The organism is Olivibacter sp. XZL3 (assembly GCF_004368405.1).
GTDB lineage: Bacteria > Bacteroidota > Bacteroidia > Sphingobacteriales > Sphingobacteriaceae > Olivibacter.
In genome coordinates this window covers 45642-64837 of record NZ_SBJH01000042.1, presented here as the reverse complement: position 1 = coordinate 64837, position 19196 = coordinate 45642, and the positions used below count along the sequence as shown (strand labels likewise).

At 43.8% G+C, this 19196-nt stretch carries 17 protein-coding genes; 7 read left to right on the top strand and 10 right to left on the bottom strand.

All coding sequences use genetic code 11. The annotated features are described in order from the left end of the window. From EPX21_RS09620 to EPX21_RS09610, 3 genes are all read left to right on the top strand, one after another. On the top strand, positions 1-486 hold the full coding sequence (locus tag EPX21_RS09620; RefSeq protein WP_134089477.1) for a hypothetical protein: 486 nt from the start codon (positions 1-3) through the stop codon (positions 484-486). A 135-nt stretch (positions 487-621) separates the two neighbouring features. Then, the gene (locus EPX21_RS09615) at positions 622-906 is read left to right on the top strand and encodes a DUF4834 family protein (protein WP_134089476.1); all 285 of its coding nucleotides are present in this window, start codon (positions 622-624) and stop codon (positions 904-906) included. Between the two features lie 279 nt (positions 907-1185). Continuing rightward, on the top strand, positions 1186-3636 hold the full coding sequence (locus tag EPX21_RS09610) for a YfhO family protein (RefSeq protein WP_134089475.1): 2451 nt from the start codon (positions 1186-1188) through the stop codon (positions 3634-3636). 24 nt (positions 3637-3660) lie between these two features. Here EPX21_RS09610 and EPX21_RS09605 read toward each other — a convergent pair whose 3' ends face one another. From EPX21_RS09605 to EPX21_RS09590, 4 genes are read right to left on the bottom strand one after another with little or no spacing between them, the layout of a single operon-like run. Continuing rightward, complete coding sequence (locus tag EPX21_RS09605; RefSeq protein WP_134089474.1) at positions 3661-4434, bottom strand: glycosyltransferase family 2 protein; 774 nt, start codon at positions 4432-4434, stop codon at positions 3661-3663. Between the two features lie 6 nt (positions 4435-4440). Beyond that, the gene (locus tag EPX21_RS09600) at positions 4441-5142 is read right to left on the bottom strand and encodes a DUF5672 family protein (RefSeq protein ID WP_134089473.1); all 702 of its coding nucleotides are present in this window, start codon (positions 5140-5142) and stop codon (positions 4441-4443) included. Beyond that, positions 5139-6068: a glycosyltransferase gene (locus tag EPX21_RS09595; protein ID WP_134089472.1), complete on the bottom strand. Its 930-nt coding sequence runs from the start codon at positions 6066-6068 to the stop codon at positions 5139-5141. Before EPX21_RS09595 ends, EPX21_RS09600 begins: the two co-directional genes overlap by 4 nt. A gap of 7 nt (positions 6069-6075) precedes the next feature. Further along, positions 6076-7089 (bottom strand): glycosyltransferase, encoded by a 1014-nt coding sequence (locus EPX21_RS09590; protein ID WP_134089471.1) that lies wholly within the window; start codon positions 7087-7089, stop codon positions 6076-6078. A 48-nt stretch (positions 7090-7137) separates the two neighbouring features. Here EPX21_RS09590 and EPX21_RS09585 point away from each other — a divergent pair, with 48 nt between their 5' ends. Further along, a complete protein-coding gene (locus tag EPX21_RS09585) occupies positions 7138-8619 on the top strand; it encodes a lipopolysaccharide biosynthesis protein (protein ID WP_134089469.1) in 1482 nt (493 codons plus the stop codon). On the opposite strand, the gene EPX21_RS09580 is transcribed toward EPX21_RS09585, so the two are convergent. From EPX21_RS09580 to EPX21_RS09555, 5 genes are all read right to left on the bottom strand, one after another. Further along, positions 8603-9307, bottom strand: coding sequence for a class I SAM-dependent methyltransferase (locus EPX21_RS09580; RefSeq protein WP_134089467.1), 705 nt, complete (start codon positions 9305-9307; stop codon positions 8603-8605). The two genes, EPX21_RS09585 and EPX21_RS09580, sit on opposite strands and share 17 nt — an antisense overlap. A gap of 117 nt (positions 9308-9424) precedes the next feature. Continuing rightward, positions 9425-11230 carry a translational GTPase TypA gene (gene typA, locus EPX21_RS09575; RefSeq protein ID WP_134089465.1) on the bottom strand — a complete coding sequence of 602 codons (1806 nt, stop codon included), beginning with the start codon at positions 11228-11230 and terminating at the stop codon, positions 9425-9427. Positions 11231-11639: 409 nt separating this feature from the next. Then, a complete protein-coding gene (gene ispF / locus EPX21_RS09565) occupies positions 11640-12119 on the bottom strand; it encodes a 2-C-methyl-D-erythritol 2,4-cyclodiphosphate synthase (protein ID WP_134089462.1) in 480 nt (159 codons plus the stop codon). A 33-nt stretch (positions 12120-12152) separates the two neighbouring features. Then, a complete protein-coding gene (locus EPX21_RS09560) occupies positions 12153-13694 on the bottom strand; it encodes a DUF4270 family protein (RefSeq protein WP_134089460.1) in 1542 nt (513 codons plus the stop codon). 106 nt (positions 13695-13800) lie between these two features. After that, positions 13801-14625: a glycogen/starch synthase gene (locus EPX21_RS09555; RefSeq protein WP_134089459.1), complete on the bottom strand. Its 825-nt coding sequence runs from the start codon at positions 14623-14625 to the stop codon at positions 13801-13803. Between the two features lie 241 nt (positions 14626-14866). Between EPX21_RS09555 and panC the strand changes: the two genes are divergently transcribed. Together panC and panD are read left to right on the top strand one after the other, a co-directional pair. Next, positions 14867-15715: a pantoate--beta-alanine ligase gene (panC, locus tag EPX21_RS09550; RefSeq protein ID WP_134089457.1), complete on the top strand. Its 849-nt coding sequence runs from the start codon at positions 14867-14869 to the stop codon at positions 15713-15715. Positions 15716-15933: 218 nt separating this feature from the next. After that, positions 15934-16281: an aspartate 1-decarboxylase gene (panD, locus tag EPX21_RS09545; protein ID WP_134089455.1), complete on the top strand. Its 348-nt coding sequence runs from the start codon at positions 15934-15936 to the stop codon at positions 16279-16281. 236 nt (positions 16282-16517) lie between these two features. Here panD and EPX21_RS09540 read toward each other — a convergent pair whose 3' ends face one another. After that, a complete protein-coding gene (locus EPX21_RS09540; RefSeq protein ID WP_134089453.1) occupies positions 16518-17432 on the bottom strand; it encodes a hypothetical protein in 915 nt (304 codons plus the stop codon). Positions 17433-17946: 514 nt separating this feature from the next. Here EPX21_RS09540 and EPX21_RS09535 point away from each other — a divergent pair. Beyond that, a complete protein-coding gene (locus EPX21_RS09535; protein WP_134089452.1) occupies positions 17947-19191 on the top strand; it encodes a TlpA disulfide reductase family protein in 1245 nt (414 codons plus the stop codon). Positions 19192-19196 lie beyond the last annotated feature (5 nt).

The window sequence follows — 19196 nt, the reverse complement described above, 5'->3', positions numbered from 1 at the left end:
ATGGAAGAAGCTAAACCTTTGTTTGTTGAGAATCAATACCTCGGTCGCGACCGAGGTTGGGTGAGTGTACGTTTGGTAATGGCACTGTTCTGCTTTGCTGCTTATTATGTAAGTACCGAGCGCGAACGAAGCCAGCAGCTATTCTTGCTAGTTGGTTGCATTATCTTAATTGTATCCATCATCATGATGTATATGCTGCATTACCGTATTACGGTAAAAAATAAAAGCGTTATCTTACAGGGACTGTGGACCGCCAGACTGGTAAAGATCGACTTGAACAGCATTGTTAAAGTGGAAAACGGACTCTATAGTTCGTATCTCATCAATAGCCCGGTATATAACCTGCACCAAAAAGGTAAAATTCGCTTTTATGCCGGCGGAAAGTCGGCTGTTTGGCTTACCGATAGAGATGGCTTGGTATATGTCATCGGAACGCAACATCCTAACGACCTGACGCGCGCTATCTTAAAGGCTAAAGAATCGTAAATTTATTGTCAATAACCATATTTAGAAACGGATAACAATACTATTTACTTAATAATTGCGTAAGTTTGTTAGGAGTGGGTTGCCGTATTCGGTGGCGCAATTAAGCTATACTGTTCTAATTTAAGATTGATATTAATGGGGTTATTAAAAATATTATTAGTTACTATTTTGATTTTATGGGTGCTTCGCATACTGGTAACTGTATTATTTCCATATTTAATGGCCATGTTTGTTGGAAAAATGCAACGCGAAGCCCAAAAACAATACGAGAGGCAGACCGGATCTTATGCACAGGAGAATGCTCCGAAACCTGACGGTAAAGTACGTATCGATTATGTGCCGCCCAAAACGACAAAAAACAAACCTTCCACTACAAATGGGGGAGTCGGAGAGTTTGTCGAGTTCGAAGAGATTAAATAAACTTAAGCTACTTTCTAGGCCATCAATTAAACTGAGACCGTTTCGACAAGGGCATCCCGGTGCAAGGAAAGACGCGCTCTTGAAAGGAGCGTTAACAAATTTTAGCCCGTCCGAAGAGAAACTGCGTGAGGAAGTGGCGAACGAAGCTCAGCGCAAAGATCCGCAAGCCTCAAAGTTATAGATAATAAATTGATAAAAAATGATATTTCGAGCCCTTAAAAGTTCGAAATATCATTTTTTTGTAATAGGTTTGAACCTTCGCTCAAAGAATACAAAAGAATGAAGAATTGGTTCAACCGAAATGCTACCCATCTTGCCATTATAGGCATCTTTATCGCTATCTGTTTTATCTATTTTGCGCCCGCTTGGCAGGGTAAGGTGCTTGTCCAAAGCGATGTCACCCAAGCGCAAGCCATGCAGAAAGAAATCATGGACTTCCGCGAAAAGGATGGTAAAGGTCCTCTTTGGACAAATTCGATGTTCGGAGGCATGCCTTCCTATCAGATATGGGTGTCTTATCCTAAAAATATCGGAACACACATCATGGCTGGCCTAAAAGGAGCGCTTCCATATCCCGTGGATGTGGTGCTGTTGTATTTGCTAGGGGCCTATTTGTTATTGAATGTGCTTGGCGTGAGGCCCTGGCTGGCTGCGGTGGGAGCCGTCGCTTTCGCCTTTACGTCCTACAATTTTATTTATATCGAAGCGGGCCATGCCAATAAGGCCTATGCCATTGCCTTATTCGCTCCGGTAGTGGCGGGTATGCTGCTTTGCTTCCGCGGTAAAAATCTCTTGGGAGGATCTATCTTGGCATTATCGCTCGCCTTAGAGATACGCTTTAACCATATCCAGGTAACCTATTATCTTTTTATAGCCTTACTGATCTTGGTAGGTATCGAGCTGTATCATGCTATAAAGGCGAAAAAAGCGCCGGCTTTTCTTAAGTCGATTGGCTTTATGGCAATTGCAGGTGTCATAGCTTTAGGCGTTAATGCCGGATTGTTATGGACCACCTACGAATATTCAAAAGAATCGATCCGGGGTAAATCCAATATTACCTCCGAAACAAAAGGCTCCGCGCAACAAGGAGTGAGCAAGGAATATGCTTACCAATGGAGTCAAGGGGTTGGAGAAAGTATTACCTTTTTAATTCCCAACGTTTATGGTGGCGCTACGCAAAGTAATTTCGACGAAAACTCTAACACCGTCAAATTGCTAGGGAGCAGGGGGTTTAGTGCCGATCAAACGGCCGGGCTCGTGTATTGGGGCGATAAGCCCATGACTTCCGGACCTTGGTACTTTGGGGCGGCGGTGATATTCCTGTTTGTTTTGGGCCTATTTGTCGTACAAAGCCGAATCAAATGGTGGATCTTGTCGGCAACCTTATTGAGCATTGTGCTATCCTGGGGCCGGCACTTCTCTTTTGTTTCCGACTTGTTTTTCGATTACTTCCCCTTGTACAATAAATTCAGGGCGGTTGAGTCTACCTTAGTGGTCGCTTCTTTCCTCGTTCCAATATTAGCTATTATCGCTATCGACGAAATCATCCGCAAAGGAAAAGCGATCGAAAAATTGGATAAAAAGATAATCTATTCTTTGGCGATCGTTGGCGGCATTTCCTTGTTGGTATGGGTATTGCCCGACTTGTTCTTTAGCTTTCAGGCAAGCAATCACCAACAGCTTATCCAATCGATTTCCCAACAGATGCAGGACAATGGGTTTGCGCAATCTTTGGGACGCGCCTTGATCGAAGATCGGACGGATCTAGCGCGAAGTGATGCCTTCCGTTCATTGCTATTCATCCTGTTAACGGCCGGTACCGTTTGGTTGCTGGCAAAAGGCAAGCTGACGGCGAAAACGGCAATTGTCGTTGTAGGAATTATCATTTTAATCGATCTTTGGGGGGTCGACCGCAGGTACCTCAACAAGGATAGCTTTGTAGAAAAAGAACGTTTAGAGCAGTCTTTCTTTAAGCCCCGTGAAGTGGATAACTTGATCCTCATGGATAAGGATAAAGAATATCGGGTGCTAGACTTAACGGTTGACCCTTTCAATAACGCAACTCCTTCGTATTTCCACAAAAACATCGGCGGATACCATGCCGCTAAGCTCATGCGCTATCAAGAGCTGTTGGAAAGGCAGTTCTCCAAATCCATTAACGAGGATGTACTCGACATGTTGAACACGCGTTACCTCATCACTAATAATCGGGAGGGGACTTCACAAAGCATTCAACGGCGAGATAAAGCAGCCGGTAATGCTTGGTTTGTTGATCGTGTGACTTTCGTTAAAAGCAACGAGGAAGAGATGAATGCCATCGATAGCTTCGATCCGAAGAAAGAGGCCTTTATTCATCAGGAATTTAAAGACAAAATCGATGAAAAGCGATTGGGGTCACCAAGAAACGCAAGTATTGAGCTGACAGACTATCGTCCGGACCATTTAGTTTATGAGTACACCGCGCCTAACGACGTAATGGCTGTATTTTCTGAGATTTGGTATGATAAAGGGTGGAAAGCTTTTGTAGACGGACAAGAGATACCGATCTTGAGAGCTGATTATGTGCTTCGCGCGGCCCAACTGCCGGGCGGCAATCATAAGGTGGAGTTTAAATTTGAGCCGCAATCTTACTATATGGGTGAAAATATCTCACTGATCGCATCGATAATCCTTGTACTGGGCTTAGGCTTAGCTATCTGGAAAGAGCGAAAGGAAGGGAGCAAGGTTTAGAGAGTCACCGCCCCTCCATTTCTTTTAATCGTTGGTTTTACCATGGAGCAGATAATACCATAGCAAATTGAAAGCGACAACTCCGTGGTTAAAGAGGTTTGGAAGAAGACCATAGTGTTTGGTAAAAATGCGAAAGCGTTCTTTCAAGCTTTGCCAGTGTCTTTTCTTGGACAATCCACCTACCAGATATTTTGCTACATATTGATGGGTGTTTACAATCGTTTTGGCTTTTTTTGCTGCGGTTAAAATCCAGTCGATATCAGCACTTAACTGATAGGTTTCGTTGTAAGGTTCTACAAGCGATTTCTTAATGTAAATGGCCTGATGACTAATGGACATGCCATATTTAAAGCTTTTCCAGGTAAAATGTTGCGGGGTCTTATGGCGTCTTCGGCCCAGGCTTTCCCCTTGTTCATTGATCATTTCCGTTTCGCCATAATAAATATCGGCCAAAGCTTGGGAGGAGAAAACATTGCTTACCGTATCAGGCGCGTAAATTTCGTCTCCCGAGTTCATGAATAAAAGGTAGTCGCCCGTAGCCAAACGGATTCCTTTATTCATCGCATCATAAATCCCCTTATCTCGTTCACTAACTACTTTTGAAATACGTGTTTTGTATTGATCCACGATTTTTAAGGTTCCATCGGTTGAGCCGCCATCTATTACGATATACTCTATGTTTGGGTAGTTTTGCGCCAGTACTGAGCGGATTGTCCGTTCGATATCCCGCACATTGTTGTAAACAACCGTTATGACGCTTAATGTCGGTAAAAAATTGCTGGTGTCTGCTGAAGCCATGAATCCTTATTTTTTAATGAATGGTCGCCAAAAGTCGGGCTGATACTTTTGCCATGCATGGCAACCGAAGGGTAGTCGGCCGTTTGTGATGGCATACGATTGTCGGGGATTCCGTTCAAACGCAAAAAGCAGCGCCTCGGCTGCACGCGGCTTTTTAAAGGGAACAAACAAGGTCCAGATCATGTCTTCGTTTTTTGGGAGAAGCTTAAACACAACACTGGCCCATGGGCTCCATTTTATATGGCTCTTAATTTTGCGCAGTGATAAACCGCCATTTCCTACGCGGTTGACTAAACGTTTGGACAGGTTGATAATAGGCTTTTTGCCGGCGCTGATCGGCGGAGCCTCCAACCAAGGCGCGCCGATATAATCGTATCCTTTTTGAGCCCAAGTCAACAGATCATCGCGAAATACCCAGGCATCCAGCTGGTAAATTAAAATATAATCGTATGTGCTGAACGCTTCGTAAAAATGCTTACCCGTGAGTAACCTGCTATAGCCCGTTACGCTTTTAAAAAATGAATCGTCGAATCGCTGTATGACCAACTTTTTATCGGTAAGGTGTTCGTAGTAGGTCGTGTTGAGCGATTGCGGCGCCGCCAAGATAATAGGATAGGCCGCTAACACTTCTGCACATTGCCAGAAGGCATATTTTTCGTCTGGCTCTGCAAGTTCCTTATACAAAGGAATAACGACGGCAATCTTCATTTAGCAAGCCTTTTTTTTAGTTTGAACCATTGGTTGGTAATAAATTTCCGCCCCCGCTTGATCCAAGTGCCTTTCCGGTGTCTATAGAAGTCTTTCACAGCCGCTAAGGCTCTTGGATCTTCTTGTATGGTATCGGGAAAGGTCGAGACCGGCGTTCTGGAGGGATGCACCCGATAGCTGTCTTCTATAATGGAATGGACACCGCTGCCATCATGGCCGATGTTTTCAATCAACGATTTTGCAGGATATAATACCAGTCCTGCTTGCAGAAAAACTGATGCATGCCACCGGATAGCCCACGAATCGTTTTTACCATTTTTAAAGTCGAGCAACTGTTTCCAGTAGTTTTTCATGGTACCATCCACCGTAAAACAATGGATTTTTTCCACGTCGAACTGTGCATACAGCTTATCGATATCCGCTTCGAAATGTTTCCACGCACGCGCCCAGGTCGCCCAGCCCCAACTGCTGATGGAGCGGAGGAAAAAGGTTTCCGGTAAGGTGTCCCTTCCTGTTAACGGAAACATATAGGCCGCAACCTGCATGACCTTTTCCGCCTGTTCGTATCGTTGCAAGGCCTCATTAAAATAGGTGAGGGCATGGGGAGAACTCAAAAGATCGTCTTCAAACACGATTACCTTTCCGTATTCGTTTACGAGTTGCGTAACGCCTTGTATAATGGATTGCGCTAAACCCATGTTTTCTTCTCGTTCAATCAATCGGACCGATTTAAAGCCGGCAGTTTGCTTAGCGAGGGCGCGGACCTGGTTTACCTTTTCTTCGTCCGCCGTATGCGCTGCCGCATCCGAGAAAATAAATAAGCGGCTATCTGCCGCTAACAAATTATCTTGAAGATACTTCAGCGTTCGACGCATATGTTCCGGTCGATTATAAACGAATAAAGCAATGGGTGCTGGATTTTGCATACTGTCATCAATTGATAAGGTCTTCTTTTTTACCGAGCCGTCCCGCCAGTCCGTCTGCAACTGCTTTTTTGAATTCCTTGTAGGCGGTCCCTTTTCCAGTAAGTATACTGATAAAGTAATGCCCCGTCATATATAACCATTTATTAATGGCAAAAATAAATCTATTTTTTATAGCATGGCGCGAATAAAAGTAAAGGCGATTTCTTACTTGGTAAAAAGTGCGGAAATTCCATAAATCCAATATGGCCGACCGCCAGAAGCGACGTTTATAGTGAATTCCTTGTGAAGTATCCACGTCTTTGATCTTGCTGGCCGGAATCAGCCAGATTTCGCCTCCATGGTCGGTTATCCGGTAAGTGTATTCCGAATCGTCCACATAAACAAATAACTGTTCGTCCGGATAGCCAATTAACTGCAGCAAGCTTTTATGCAGGTATAGTCCGCCATAAGGTACATAGGGAAGCTTAGCTGCACGCAATGGCGCTGCTTGCTGGTGATTTTTCTTTTCGTCCCACTTGCGATACTGGTTGCTTAAAATCCGGAACAGATGGAAGCCCATGAAATTATCAGGCACTAAATAATACTGATACGGATCGGCTCCCTTTGCAATCCGTATATGATTTTTGCGATCTGTTCGCAAACTACATAAGGCCTTTTGGTCTTCAGCCAGCGGAATAGTGGGCCAGGCACGCATTAAGTGTTCCAAAGCGTCTTCATCCGGTAGGTTGTCATCATCCAATAGCCAGACGAAATCTGCTGTCGAATGAGAAACAAAATGGGTTAAGCCAGCTTTATACCCGCCAGCGGAGCCGATATTTTCTGTCTGTTGAAGAAGGGATATGGTGGAGACGCCCAGCTGATTTATTTTACTTCTCAGGTCATAATCAGCGGCATTGTCAACCACAATGATATCCACTACGTTTTTAAATGACAAAACACGATCTAATATTTGTTTTAAAAAAGCCCATCTCTTTCCATAGGTTACGGTTAACACACAAACATTATATGCTATCTTTGTCATCTTATTTTATGCAAGTTTACAATAGATAAACAGAAATCGCAATTCAAAATGGGTATTATTAAGCAACAGACTATTAAAGGCACGTTCTTTTCTTATATCGGTGTTTTTATAGGCTTTGTGACCAATACCTTTATTTTAACCAAGGTATTAAGTGCAGATCAGGTAGGGCTTATCAATATCCTTACTTCCTTTTCCATGATATTTGCCCAGTTCGCAATTCTCGGCTTTAATGCCACTGCCCGCTATTTTCCCTATTTCCGGAATGAAAAGAACAAGCATAACGGCTATTTGTTCTTAGCTTGTGTGGTTTCTCTTATCGGCTTTATCTTATTTGTTATAGGGGCTTATCAGTTTAAAGAGTTGATTATAAGTCAGAAGTCTCAAGATAATAACCTTTTTCGCAATTACTATTGGTATCTGATCCCGCTCACCTTCGCCAATCTCTACTTTAACGTATTCGATTTATATTCCAGGCTTTTATACGACGCTGCGGCCGGGAGGCTCATACGCGAGTTCACGCTTAAGGTGTTGATCTTATTATGTGTGGTTTTATTGCTATTCCGTGTATTGGACTTTCAATCCTTCATGTGGCTTTGGCTATCGGTCAATTTAATGCCGATGGTATTAATGGTGATTCGCTTAGTCAGAAAAGGAAATTTTTCACTTAAACCGAAGCTCGCCTTTTTAAATAAAGACATCCGAAGGAACTTAATCAGCCTTTGCCTCTTCGGCATCTTAACCGGCGCGTCTCCGTTATTGGTCGACAATATTGATCGTTACATGGTGAACAGTTATTTTGGCTTGGGAGATACCGGAATTTATAGCATTGCCGCCTCTTTCGGGATCATCATTGCTTTGCCCACCCGGAGCTTGTACAGCATTGCCTATACGGTGATAGCTGAATCGTGGATTCGAAAGGATATGGATAATATCCAAACAGTGTATAGAAAAAGCTGCATCAACCAATCGATTGTCGCACTATTTCTGTTCATCGCGGTATGGGCTAATATACACAATGTCTTGAAGATACTTCCTCCGGAATACGTACATGGAGTATATGTTGTGTTCTTTATTGGTTTAGCGAATTTATTCGATGCTTTTACGGGTGTCAATGCGGTTATATTGGCTACTTCCCGCTATTATCGATACGACTCTTTCTTCTATCTCGCTCTGGTTGGCTTAACCATCGGAAGTAACTTGCTCTTTATTCCGAAGTATGGTATCACCGGAGCGGCGATGGCCTCCGCGCTGACGATGTTTGTATTCAATCTCTCGAGGTGTCTGTTTATCCTGCTAAAATTCAAACTGCAACCGTTTACCATCAACAATTTGCTAGTCATTGCGGTTGGAGCACTCGTGTATTGGGGCAGCACCCTACTGCCGGTTCAACAGAACCTGTATGTAGATACCTTGATTCGCGGCGGACTTATTTCCTTATTGTACGGAGGGATGGTTTATGTCCTTAAGCTCTCCACCGACATCAACGAAATGATCAGCGACGTGATCGCTCGCCTTAAGCGATCCCGATAAATTCCTTGATAAATTTCGGATGTTTCAGGTTTAGAAGCTGCTTGCGGTTTTTTTCAAAAAAAGCATAATCGCCTTGCTGTATTTCGGCAATGGAAAAAGGTATATCGATGCTTCTCTTGCCTCTGGTAACCACGCCGAGGCCATAGTCCATGTCCAGCGTAAACACCGTCAAATCCGGGCGCGTAACCAGCAAATCAGCTACCGTTTTCCAGACATCGCCATTCCATTGGCCCTGCCATCCGGGTAAATCCCAATTCTTCACTTTTTCCCGCACTTCGTTGAAATGTTCTTTAATCGTATAGGCAGCCGCCTCGTTCAAAGGGTTACAATCGTGCATAACAATGATGCCTCCCTCGTTAAGATAGCTTAAGCAGTTCTCTACATCGCGCTTCGATTGCTCATAGGTGTGTAGGCCGTCCACCAGGGCAACATCCACCCCGTCTTTCAATACAGTCTTCGCCAAATGCTCAAAAAAATAGTCGCTGGTGTATTCGTAGGTTTCAAATTTGACGAGCCCTAACAGTCGTTTTATTTTTAGGGGAAGGCTGAATAAAAACTCGGGATCGACACCTATTTTACGTGAACACTGTATTTTGGATATAACGGTGCCGGTTTGTACACCGATCTCGAGGTACGTTTTAGCCTTCTTTTGTTTGATAATCATGTTGAGCACATCGAGCCTATTCATATTCACTGGTGTTTAGTATGGTGCAATAATAAAGAAAATTTACAAAGCGGTACAGCGCTTCCATAAAAAAAGCAGGGCGGCCCAAGAGCCGCCCTGCTTTTTTTATATCGTTCTAATTTATTGAAACTTTTTAGCGTTTACTTTACGTTCGTTTTCCGTTAAATAAATCTTCCTTAAACGAATGTTCTGAGGGGTTACTTCGATGTATTCATCCGCTTGGATATATTCCATCGCCTCCTCTAGAGAAAACTTAATTGCCGGAGCAATTCGTACGTTGTCATCACTTCCAGAAGCACGCATATTGGTCAACTGTTTTCCTTTTACAATGTTAACCACTAGGTCGTTGTCGCGCGTGTGTTCGCCCACAATTTGCCCTTCGTAGATATCTACGCCCGGATCAACAAAGAAATGACCTCTATCCTGCAATTTATCGATTGAATAGGCGGTTGTTTGCCCTTTTTCCATCGAAACTAACACGCCGGCCAGACGGCCGGGGATCGTGCCTTTCCAAGGCTGGTAATCCTTCATGCGGTGCGCCATAACGGCTTCTCCTGCCGTAGCGGTTAACACGTTATTTCTTAGGCCGATGATACCGCGCGATGGGATTTCAAATTCCAGGTGTTGCATATCGCCTTTGGTTTCCATAATCAAAAGCTCGCCCTTGCGTTGGGTTACCAATTCGATTACTTTACCTGACACTTCAGCAGGAACATCGACTACGAGGGTTTCAATAGGTTCGCATTTTACGCCATCAATCTCTTTCAAGATTACCTGAGGCTGGCCTACTTGTAACTCGTATCCTTCACGACGCATGGTTTCAATCAATACCGACAAGTGCAGAATACCCCTTCCGTAAACCAGGAAGGCATCCGCCGAATCGGTAGGAACTACCTTTAAGGCAAGATTTTTCTCCATCTCCTTTTGTAAACGGTCGTACAAGTGACGTGAGGTTACGTATTTACCTTCTTTACCGAAGAACGGAGAGTTATTAATGGTGAAGAGCATGTTCATGGTAGGCTCGTCGATGTGGATAACTTCCAATTGCTCCGGATTTTCGAAATCGGCAATGGTGTCGCCAATTTCAAAGCCTTCGATGCCTACTACCGCACAGATATCACCAGAAGGAACTTCTTGTACACGTACCTTGCCCAGCCCTTCGAAGGTGTATAACTCCTTCACGCGGGATTTCATTATTTTTCCGTCGCGTTTCACGAGAGAAACGGGCTGATTTTCTTTAATGGTACCTCTCGCAACACGTCCTACAGCAATCCGACCTACGAAGGAAGAATAATCCAATGAGGTGATTTGCATTTGTAAGGTGCCTTCATAAAAAGGAGCAGAAGGAATATGTTCCAAGATCGCATCCAGCAAGTCGGTGAAATCTTCCGTCGGCTGTTTCCAGTCTTTCGACATCCATCCCATTTTAGAAGAGCCATAAAGTACAGGGAAGTCTAATTGCTCTTCGGTGGCATCTAAGTTGAAGAAAAGTTCAAACACTTGCTCATATACTTCTTCAGGACGGCAGTTCTCTTTGTCGACCTTGTTCACTACCACGATAGGCTTTAAACCTAAGGCAAGTGCTTTCTGCGTTACGAAGCGTGTTTGAGGCATGGGGCCTTCAAAAGCGTCTACCAGGAGGATAACCCCGTCAGCCATTTTTAATACCCGTTCAACTTCACCACCAAAGTCGGCGTGACCAGGGGTGTCAATAATGTTTATTTTGACATCTTGGTAACGAACCGATACGTTTTTCGATACGATCGTAATCCCGCGTTCGCGCTCTAGATCATTATTGTCCAGAATGAGGTCGCCGGTTTGTTCGTTTTCACGAAAAAGTTTGGTGTAGTGTAAAATCTTATCAACCAAGGTCGTTTTTCCATGGTCAACGTGTGCAATAATCGCAATGTTTCTAATTTTTTGCATCCAAGTATTTATATCTCAAATTTTGGGATAAACTGCCTTTTGCAATTTACCGACTTTTCATCCGCCTTTGAGTATCAAAGAACTAGATGGAAAATTTTGCGCAAAGGTAACTATTCCATTTGAAAAATTAAGCGCCAAAGGGCTTTTATTTTTCTCGCCTTTCGCTTTTTCGTGCCGATCCCTTCTGCGAGTTATTCAGTTGATAATGAATGGAATTTTAGCTAACTTTGTGATATGGATTTACAATCGGTAATGGTTTTTTTATTGTTTGTGGCAGCCGCGCTCTATTTGGGGAGGATGTTGTACAATAGTCTTAAACCCAAAAAGGGGACTGCCTGTGGTTCCAACTGTAAGTGCGGCGTGGATTTCTCAAATCTTCCGGAGCAAACGAAATAGTTACGTCCTGGTCTTAAGGTTTTTGAATCAAGCACACCGCATAGGCAACCACCCCTTCTTTTCTCCCAATGAAGCCCATGGTCTCGTTGGTCGTCGCTTTGATGGAGATGTCTTCCACGTCCAAGCCGCTGGACTGCGCAAGGTGTTGCTTCATTGCCGGGATATAGGGTTTTATTTTGGGAGCCTCCAAACACAACATCGCATCGATGTTACCAAGTTGCCAGCCTTTGCTTTTCAATAATTGGATACATGCTTCCAATAGAAGCAAACTACTGACGCCTTTCCACTTCGGGTCCGTATTCGGAAAATGGTAGCCGATATCTTCTAAATTGGCTGCCCCTAATATCGCATCACAAATAGCGTGCACGAGTACGTCGGCATCCGAATGCCCAAAAGCACCCGCGTGGTGATCAATCTTTTCGCCCCCCAAAATAAAGGGGTGGTTTTCTTTCAATTGATGTACGTCAAAGCCGAAGCCCACTTTTATCTTCATATTGATCTTTCCATTTATTTTTACCCTAAGCTCTTAATCCAATTCGGTATAATAAATGTTCAGTTTGGTGCGGATTTCATTTCGTGCCTGCGCATCTTCGGGGTTATAACCTTTTAGAACAACGCTGCTCGGCGTCGTGATGTCCGGCCAAAACGGTATGGTATTCATCTGCGACGGCGTCTCCGACACGGGGGCGATATATACGTCTGACTGCTGCACTTTGCCTAAGATCACATCTTGGACAAAGGAAGTCATCGTAAAAACATACCTTTTGTTCTTGTCGTCATAGATTCCACCTAGGGCATAAGCACCGGCACCGCTGTTTGCGAGACTAGGGAATTGAGACCTGGGATCTGGTACGCTACGCGAATCGCCGTCTGGTATGGGCTGATTGTTGCCGGCAACGTCTTTTCTATATAAGGTTAGTCGAGGAGCAGGACGCGCAGAGGCGTTGTTGTCATCTTCTACATAGACCACCAGTTCTGCCCGGTTAACCGCAATTTTCTTTCCCTTCAGTTGATCGATATACGGAAAAGAGACTCTCGTCCTGAGGCCGCCCATCGCTTGTGCATAAACCGTGGTTTGGTTTACATTGGCGTTCGCTAACTGATTTTGAATGACCGGTGAAAAGTTGTGCTCCACGCTGGCCGTCATGTACGTAAAAGGCGAGCCGGTGCTGCTGTTTGCCGGTAGCGGAATAGGGAAAAGCTTCGTTAAAGTATCTGTACCTCCTTCGCTATCCGGAACACGATAGGTCACTTCCATGAAATTGGGTGTGCTCGATCCGCTAGAGGTGAGCTGACCATTAGGACTTAATGTCGCCAAGCCGCCTACACCCTGCTGTACACTCTTATCTACCGTAAGGTAAAGGCCTTTGGCGTGATTTAGAAAACCTGCTTCCGAGTTCACCGTCGCCGAATCAAGTGTGTGCGATAAAAGGTTGCTGATAAAGGCGTTGTTTAAACGTAAACGTAGCTCTGGGCCTCGTCTAACGGTGCTATCCTGTCCGGTGCTTCCTCTTACAATGACGCTGATGCTATCTTTCAGGTTGAAATGACGAATTTCTTTACGTGCGACTTCCTCGCTTTTCACATTCCACGCTTTAGTGCTATAGTACACCGTGTTTGGTGCATAAACCTCATCCAGTTGCTTCACGTTCACTTGGTAAACCGAAGAAACCGAATCCCCCACGAAGGAACTTCCATAGCGGATAACAAGCACCGCCGAATCAATCTGGGCATTTTCAGGCAGGCGTATATCGCCGCTTTCAGGACGTAAAACGGCAAGTGCTACGTTGGCTTGTGTCTCTCCGAAAACGGGATCATTATAATAACCAAACGGAAGTTGATTGATGTTAATGGCCGGAATATTGCTGCTGCTGTTGGCTTGACGGGGTACACTCCGGGCACTATCATCACGCAAGGTCACGGTTTTTAACGTAACCGTGTCATTCAGCGTGCCATAAAACGAATCTCCGGGATTGTTGTCTAATCCTATTCCTGTTGGGTTTTTGCAACTACTTAAAATAAAGAGACTTATCAACAGTGTCAATAAGTCTCGAGTATAATACTTCATTATAAAATAATATGTTCTATAAAGCTTTGTAAAACCATTATAACGATTGTCTGTTCGATAAAGCTACAAAGGTTCTTCCTGTGGTGCTGCAGTTCAGCCTTCCTCGCTAAGCCACAGTTTCCAATTCTTCATTGGAAAATTGCTCGTAAAGGTTGGAATAATTTTCGAATTCTGCATCATTTCTGCAGTCGGTTACCGGAATTTCGCTGTTTTTAACAATATTTAACAGTTTTTCATCGATGTTCTCTTCAGACAAAACGATGGCATCTGTATAATGAAGGGCGCCACGGTAAAGGCCATAATAATCGGCCGAATCATAGCTTGATAAAGCGCTAGCGTCCATGTTTCCGATAACGGCCTTATCTGCAAAACGCTCATTTAGCGTATGCTCAAATTTGTCCGCATATAGCGAATAAATGATTTTGGTATCCTTAAAGGTTGGATCATCCTTGTAAGCCGTTTTTACATACGCGGGTACCAGGGACGTCATCCAGCCATGGCAATGCACCACATCAGGAGACCATCCTAACTTTTTAACAGTTTCCAATGCGCCTTTACAGAAAAAGATAGCCCGTTCGTCGTTGTCTTTAAAGAATTTGCCTTCTTTGTCGGTAAATATGTGTTTACGTTGGAAGTACTCTTCGTTATCCAAAAAGTAAACTTGCATGCGGGCAGCTGGGATGGATGCAACTTTGATGATAAGAGGGTTGTCGTTATTGTCCACTACAATATTCATACCCGAAAGCCTTATAACTTCATGTAAACGGTTTCTGCGCTCGTTAATGTTGCCAAACCGAGGCATCAAAATCCGTATTTCAAACCCTTTTTCCTGCATGGCCTGGGGTAACTCTCTTGTTATCTCAGAAATTTTACTTAGTTCGAGGAAAGGCGACATCTCGTGGGTAATGTACAATATCTTCGTTTTTGCCATCTCCAATAAATTATATTTTTAGAATGTTGAAATGTGAGACTATCAAACACAATGAATCATACCGGTATGAGCCGGCTAAACCTATTTTTGATAGTTTATTAGTCATTAAAATAATTGCTCTAATGAAAATCGGTCTGCAAATATACGCATTATCTTATGATATATCAACGATTTATAAAAAAACCTTTGTAGTTAGCTTTAATTTGTTCAACTTTATCCCCTTGTTTTAACAACGGAAAAATTGGAAACATTTACGACTAAAAATGCGCTGGAAGCTCATCTATCAGCGTTTCGCTCGGCTGGTAAAACAATCGGTTTTGTGCCGACCATGGGTGCCCTCCATGAAGGGCATTTAGCCTTGATCGAACGGGCAAAAAGCACGACATCGATAAGCGTTTGCAGTATATTCGTAAACCCCACGCAGTTTAACGATCCCGCGGATTTAGAAAAGTATCCGCGACCCATTGAAAAAGATATAGCGCTTCTCGAAGCAGCCGGCTGTGATGTGCTATTCCTCCCGACTGTGGGGGAAATGTATCCTTCGGATGAAGAGGCTTGGTCTTTTGACCTGGGGCAGCTGGATAAAATTTGGGAAGGAGCGAAAAGACCGGGACATTACCAGGGAGTCACCCAAATTGTGAATAAGCTCTTTCACATCGTAAAGCCAAACATTGCCTTTTTTGGACAGAAAGATTTTCAGCAATGCATGGTCATTCAATTGATGGTAGATAAACTCGCTTTACCTGTTCGGCTCGAAATAGTAGACACGATAAGGGATGCGGATGGACTGGCGAAAAGCTCCCGCAATGTGCGCCTTTCTCCGCGTGCGAGAACACAGGCACTGGCGCTTTCGAAAGCCTTGTTTATGGTGAAGCAAGCCGTGGAACAAGGTGAATCTCCACAGCAAGCAAAAGAGGAAGCACTTCGGTTCCTTCAACAAGCAAAGGGGGTCGAACTGGAATATTTTGCGGTCTGCAATCCGCGCGATCTGACGGAAATAGGACCGGAGCAACAAAATATAAGGCCTTTGGTGGTTATATTGGCCGCCTGGGTGGGAGGGGTTCGCCTAATTGATAATATATTGCTGTAATAGGCAGTGCTGTATGCCATAAGCGATATGCTTATATAGTCTCTTTGCCTTATTAGGTTGTGGCAGATGCTTCAGCTATTACCGCGGGCTGCATGCTCGGATACTATTTCCTTATCGATTAATTCGTTTCGTTCCCTGTTGGTAATCTATAGATCATATTTTGTAAATGAGCCGCCGTTCTTAGATGTATTATATAACAAATCCGTATCTTTGCCCCCATGATTATCGAGGTGTTGAAATCAAAAATTCATCGCGTAAAGGTCACTCAAGCTGAACTCAATTACGTGGGAAGTATTACGATTGACGAGGATTTAATAGAGGCGGCGAATATTATTCCGAATGAAAAAGTCCAGATTGTAAACAACAATAACGGAGCTCGCTTTGAAACCTATGTAATAAAGGGCGAGCGAGGTTCGGGTATGGTCTGTTTAAACGGTGCCGCGGCACGCCTGGTGCAGGTGGGTGACGTGGTTATCATTATCTCTTATTGCCAACTTCCTATCGAAGAAGCTAAAAAGTACGAACCTATTCTGGTCTTCCCTGATCATAACAACAAATTGGTATAAAGCTGTAGGCAGTAGGCCAGTTATAGGTTATAAGTTTTTAAGCTTTACGCCATAGGCTTTAGGCAGTAAGCTTTAGGTTCTAAGCCGTAGGCAGTAAGCGTTGCTCATCAAGCCAAGCCACTGACGGCTGTATAAAACTAAAATAAAAATGGTAGATGTAAGTAAGAAATACACCCCGGATCAAGTCTGGGTGACGATACTATAAAAGTAGCAGCAGTACTAATTATTGCTAAAGCCTATTTGAGTTTTTCGACTTCTTCGGTCGTTAACTTGGTGGTTTTAGCAATGAACTCGATGGAAAGCCCTTCTTTCTTTAGTTCCCGGGCGATGGCAATGGCTTCTTCTCGCTTGCCTCTTTCCATTCCTCTTTCCAATCCTTGCTTCTCCGCCTTATCCAATAAATATTCTCTTGTTCCCATGATATTGCTCCTTCCTAGTTTTGTTTCAACCTCTTTTTCAAAGATATAGAAATTTTCTTTATTTTGAAAACGAACATAATGCGACAAAAAGTCGTAAATACCTTGCCTGCTATATTTACTCATATTTCGTGCCATCATCTCATCGTACAGGCTATGCTTAATATTTTTTAATTCGTCGTCATCGGCATTCCGTCTCGTAATAGCCAATAGTGCTGTAAGCACCACCACGGCAAAGGGGTTGGTGTTGCTCCGTAACATCGATTCGTCCTGGTCCAGGATTTTATAGCTATTGAAAGAATACCGCAGGCTCGTGCCCATGAACTCCTGTATATACGCCTGCGGCCGGTAGTTCTTATTGCCATCGGCAAGGATGGCAATAGCTGTAACGGGTACTTTATAGCGATCTGAAATTTTGTAAAAATACTGGAACATGCGTTCAGCCAGATCGCCCCTGCCTTTGCTGGACTGAACCTCTACGTGACAAAGCACAAACTGCTCTCGGCCGTCTTTGAGAAAGACCTTAACCAGTTTGTCTACATAGCGTACCCCCTTGCCACTAGTCTCGGGGGGAAACAAGGATTCAAACTCCTTATCCAGATAATCGAAAGGCTTAGCGAGATCAAAGACATCATCCGCATCCGTAAAGATAAACTGCAAAAAATAAGAAAAGGTCTGTTCTAAAATAGATTTCCACAAGGGGTCATCTATACGTCTTGATGAATTTTCCGTCATTGTATTTATCAAGTGATTAGAAATTAAACTTACATAAAATAAATGAAAAAGCTAATATTATTAGTAGTTATAAATAGAAGTATTCGAAAACGGTTGAGATATGCCTTTAAGCATTAAGCTGTAGGCAGTAGGCCAGTTATAGGTTATAAGTTTTTAAGCTTTACGCCATAGGCAGTACGCTATAAGCATTAAGCTCCGTTCAATCAAGCAGAACCGTTCCGAAGCACAAAAACCGGCCTAGGCTTGCGAACGCAGCAATCGGCAGCCGGGCTGTTCCATGAGGTATTTCCGGCGAAGCCTTCGAGAAATCAGCAAAAGAGAAACGAAGCAAGGGCAACCGCCAAAGAGTGGCAGTAAGCTCTACGCGGTCTATCAGCGACGAACAAGACACTGATAACCGACAACTGATAACTGGCAACTGATAACCAATAACAAACAACCAAGTAGAAAGTTAAACGAAAGATTAGTATTTTAGCGGATGAATAGTGAAGAATATCTGATTACTTAGTCGTTTATGAAGAACATTGCACATTTTTTTTCCTTCGGCTTTCTGGCGGCCTTCGCCTTTACAGCCTGCACAAATAAAACAACTCCGCTCGAGAATGGCGTCTGGAGAGCTACATTGAAAACCGACGGCACCGTTGAAATACCCTTCAACTTTGAAATATACGACTCCTTAGGGGTTAAACAAATGGCTTTCTTAAACGGGAAAGAGCGACTGAACATCAATGAAGTCGAAGAAACGGCCGACTCTGTTTTTTTCAAGACGCCTCTTTATGAAAGCGAAATCAGGGCAGCCAAAACGTCAAAGGGCTTAGAAGGGCGCTGGATTAGGTATTTGCCTAATAAAACGGTTACCATGCCTTTTGTAGGCGAAGCCAATGAAACGTTCCGTTTCGTGAAAGAGGAAAATACCGGAGTGACCAATGTAACCGGTAGGTGGTCTGTACAGTTTTATAGAAATAACGGCGCAGACACCTCCTTTGCTGTCGGAGAATTTGAGCAATCGGGAAACGAGGTGAATGGATCTTTTCTAACGACGACGGGCGACTACCGCTTTTTAAGTGGCGTGGTTGATAATAAGACATTTATGGTCTCGGCTTTCGCTGGGTCAAGCCCCGTGTTGTTTACCGGCGATTTAACTGACAATAACGATATTATCAATGGTAAAATGTATTCAGGCCCCAGCTCGGTAGTAAGCTGGTCGGCGCGCCGCGACGAAGATGCGATGCTGCCTGACGCCTATAAAATTGCCGGACTGAAGGCAGGCAACGATCGAATCGATTTCAGCTTTAACGATCTGGAGGGCAAGCCGGTCTCTTTAAGTGATGATCGCTTTAAGGATAAAGTGGTCATTGTGCAATTCCTCGGTTCATGGTGTCCCAATTGCATGGACGAAACGGCATTTTTGGCACCCTTTTATGATAAATATAAAGACAAAGGGCTCGAAATCGTCGGTCTTGCTTATGAGCGCTATAAGGAGACGGATAAGGCTAAAGCTGCAGTTATGAATCTGAAGAACCGTTTCAAAGTGAATTACCCGATCCTGCTGACGGGCTATACCAACGATAAGGGGCAGGTGGAAGAAAGTATACCGGCCTTGGATAATTTTTCCGCTTTCCCTACCACCATCCTTATTAAAAAAGACGGTACGGTAGATAAAATTCATACGGGCTTCAGCGGGCCGGCTACGGGTAAGCATTATACCGAATTTACGCAGGAATTTGAAAAAGAGATCAACAGCTTATTAGCTCAATAAAGCAT

Bases quoted from the DNA above. Each gene is read 5' to 3' on its own strand.
- EPX21_RS09620 (WP_134089477.1), top strand. From the start codon at position 1: ATGGAAGAAGCTAAACCTTTGTTTGTTGAGAATCAATACCTCGGTCGC.
- EPX21_RS09615 (WP_134089476.1), top strand. From the start codon at position 622: ATGGGGTTATTAAAAATATTATTAGTTACTATTTTGATTTTATGGGTG.
- EPX21_RS09610 (WP_134089475.1), top strand. From the start codon at position 1,186: ATGAAGAATTGGTTCAACCGAAATGCTACCCATCTTGCCATTATAGGC.
- EPX21_RS09605 (WP_134089474.1), bottom strand. From the start codon at position 4,434: ATGGCTTCAGCAGACACCAGCAATTTTTTACCGACATTAAGCGTCATA.
- EPX21_RS09600 (WP_134089473.1), bottom strand. From the start codon at position 5,142: ATGAAGATTGCCGTCGTTATTCCTTTGTATAAGGAACTTGCAGAGCCA.
- EPX21_RS09595 (WP_134089472.1), bottom strand. From the start codon at position 6,068: ATGCAAAATCCAGCACCCATTGCTTTATTCGTTTATAATCGACCGGAA.
- EPX21_RS09590 (WP_134089471.1), bottom strand. From the start codon at position 7,089: ATGACAAAGATAGCATATAATGTTTGTGTGTTAACCGTAACCTATGGA.
- EPX21_RS09585 (WP_134089469.1), top strand. From the start codon at position 7,138: ATGGGTATTATTAAGCAACAGACTATTAAAGGCACGTTCTTTTCTTAT.
- EPX21_RS09580 (WP_134089467.1), bottom strand. From the start codon at position 9,307: ATGAATAGGCTCGATGTGCTCAACATGATTATCAAACAAAAGAAGGCT.
- typA (WP_134089465.1), bottom strand. From the start codon at position 11,230: ATGCAAAAAATTAGAAACATTGCGATTATTGCACACGTTGACCATGGA.
- ispF (WP_134089462.1), bottom strand. From the start codon at position 12,119: ATGAAGATAAAAGTGGGCTTCGGCTTTGACGTACATCAATTGAAAGAA.
- EPX21_RS09560 (WP_134089460.1), bottom strand. From the start codon at position 13,694: ATGAAGTATTATACTCGAGACTTATTGACACTGTTGATAAGTCTCTTT.
- EPX21_RS09555 (WP_134089459.1), bottom strand. From the start codon at position 14,625: ATGGCAAAAACGAAGATATTGTACATTACCCACGAGATGTCGCCTTTC.
- panD (WP_134089455.1), top strand. From the start codon at position 15,934: ATGATTATCGAGGTGTTGAAATCAAAAATTCATCGCGTAAAGGTCACT.
- EPX21_RS09540 (WP_134089453.1), bottom strand. From the start codon at position 17,432: ATGACGGAAAATTCATCAAGACGTATAGATGACCCCTTGTGGAAATCT.
- EPX21_RS09535 (WP_134089452.1), top strand. From the start codon at position 17,947: ATGAAGAACATTGCACATTTTTTTTCCTTCGGCTTTCTGGCGGCCTTC.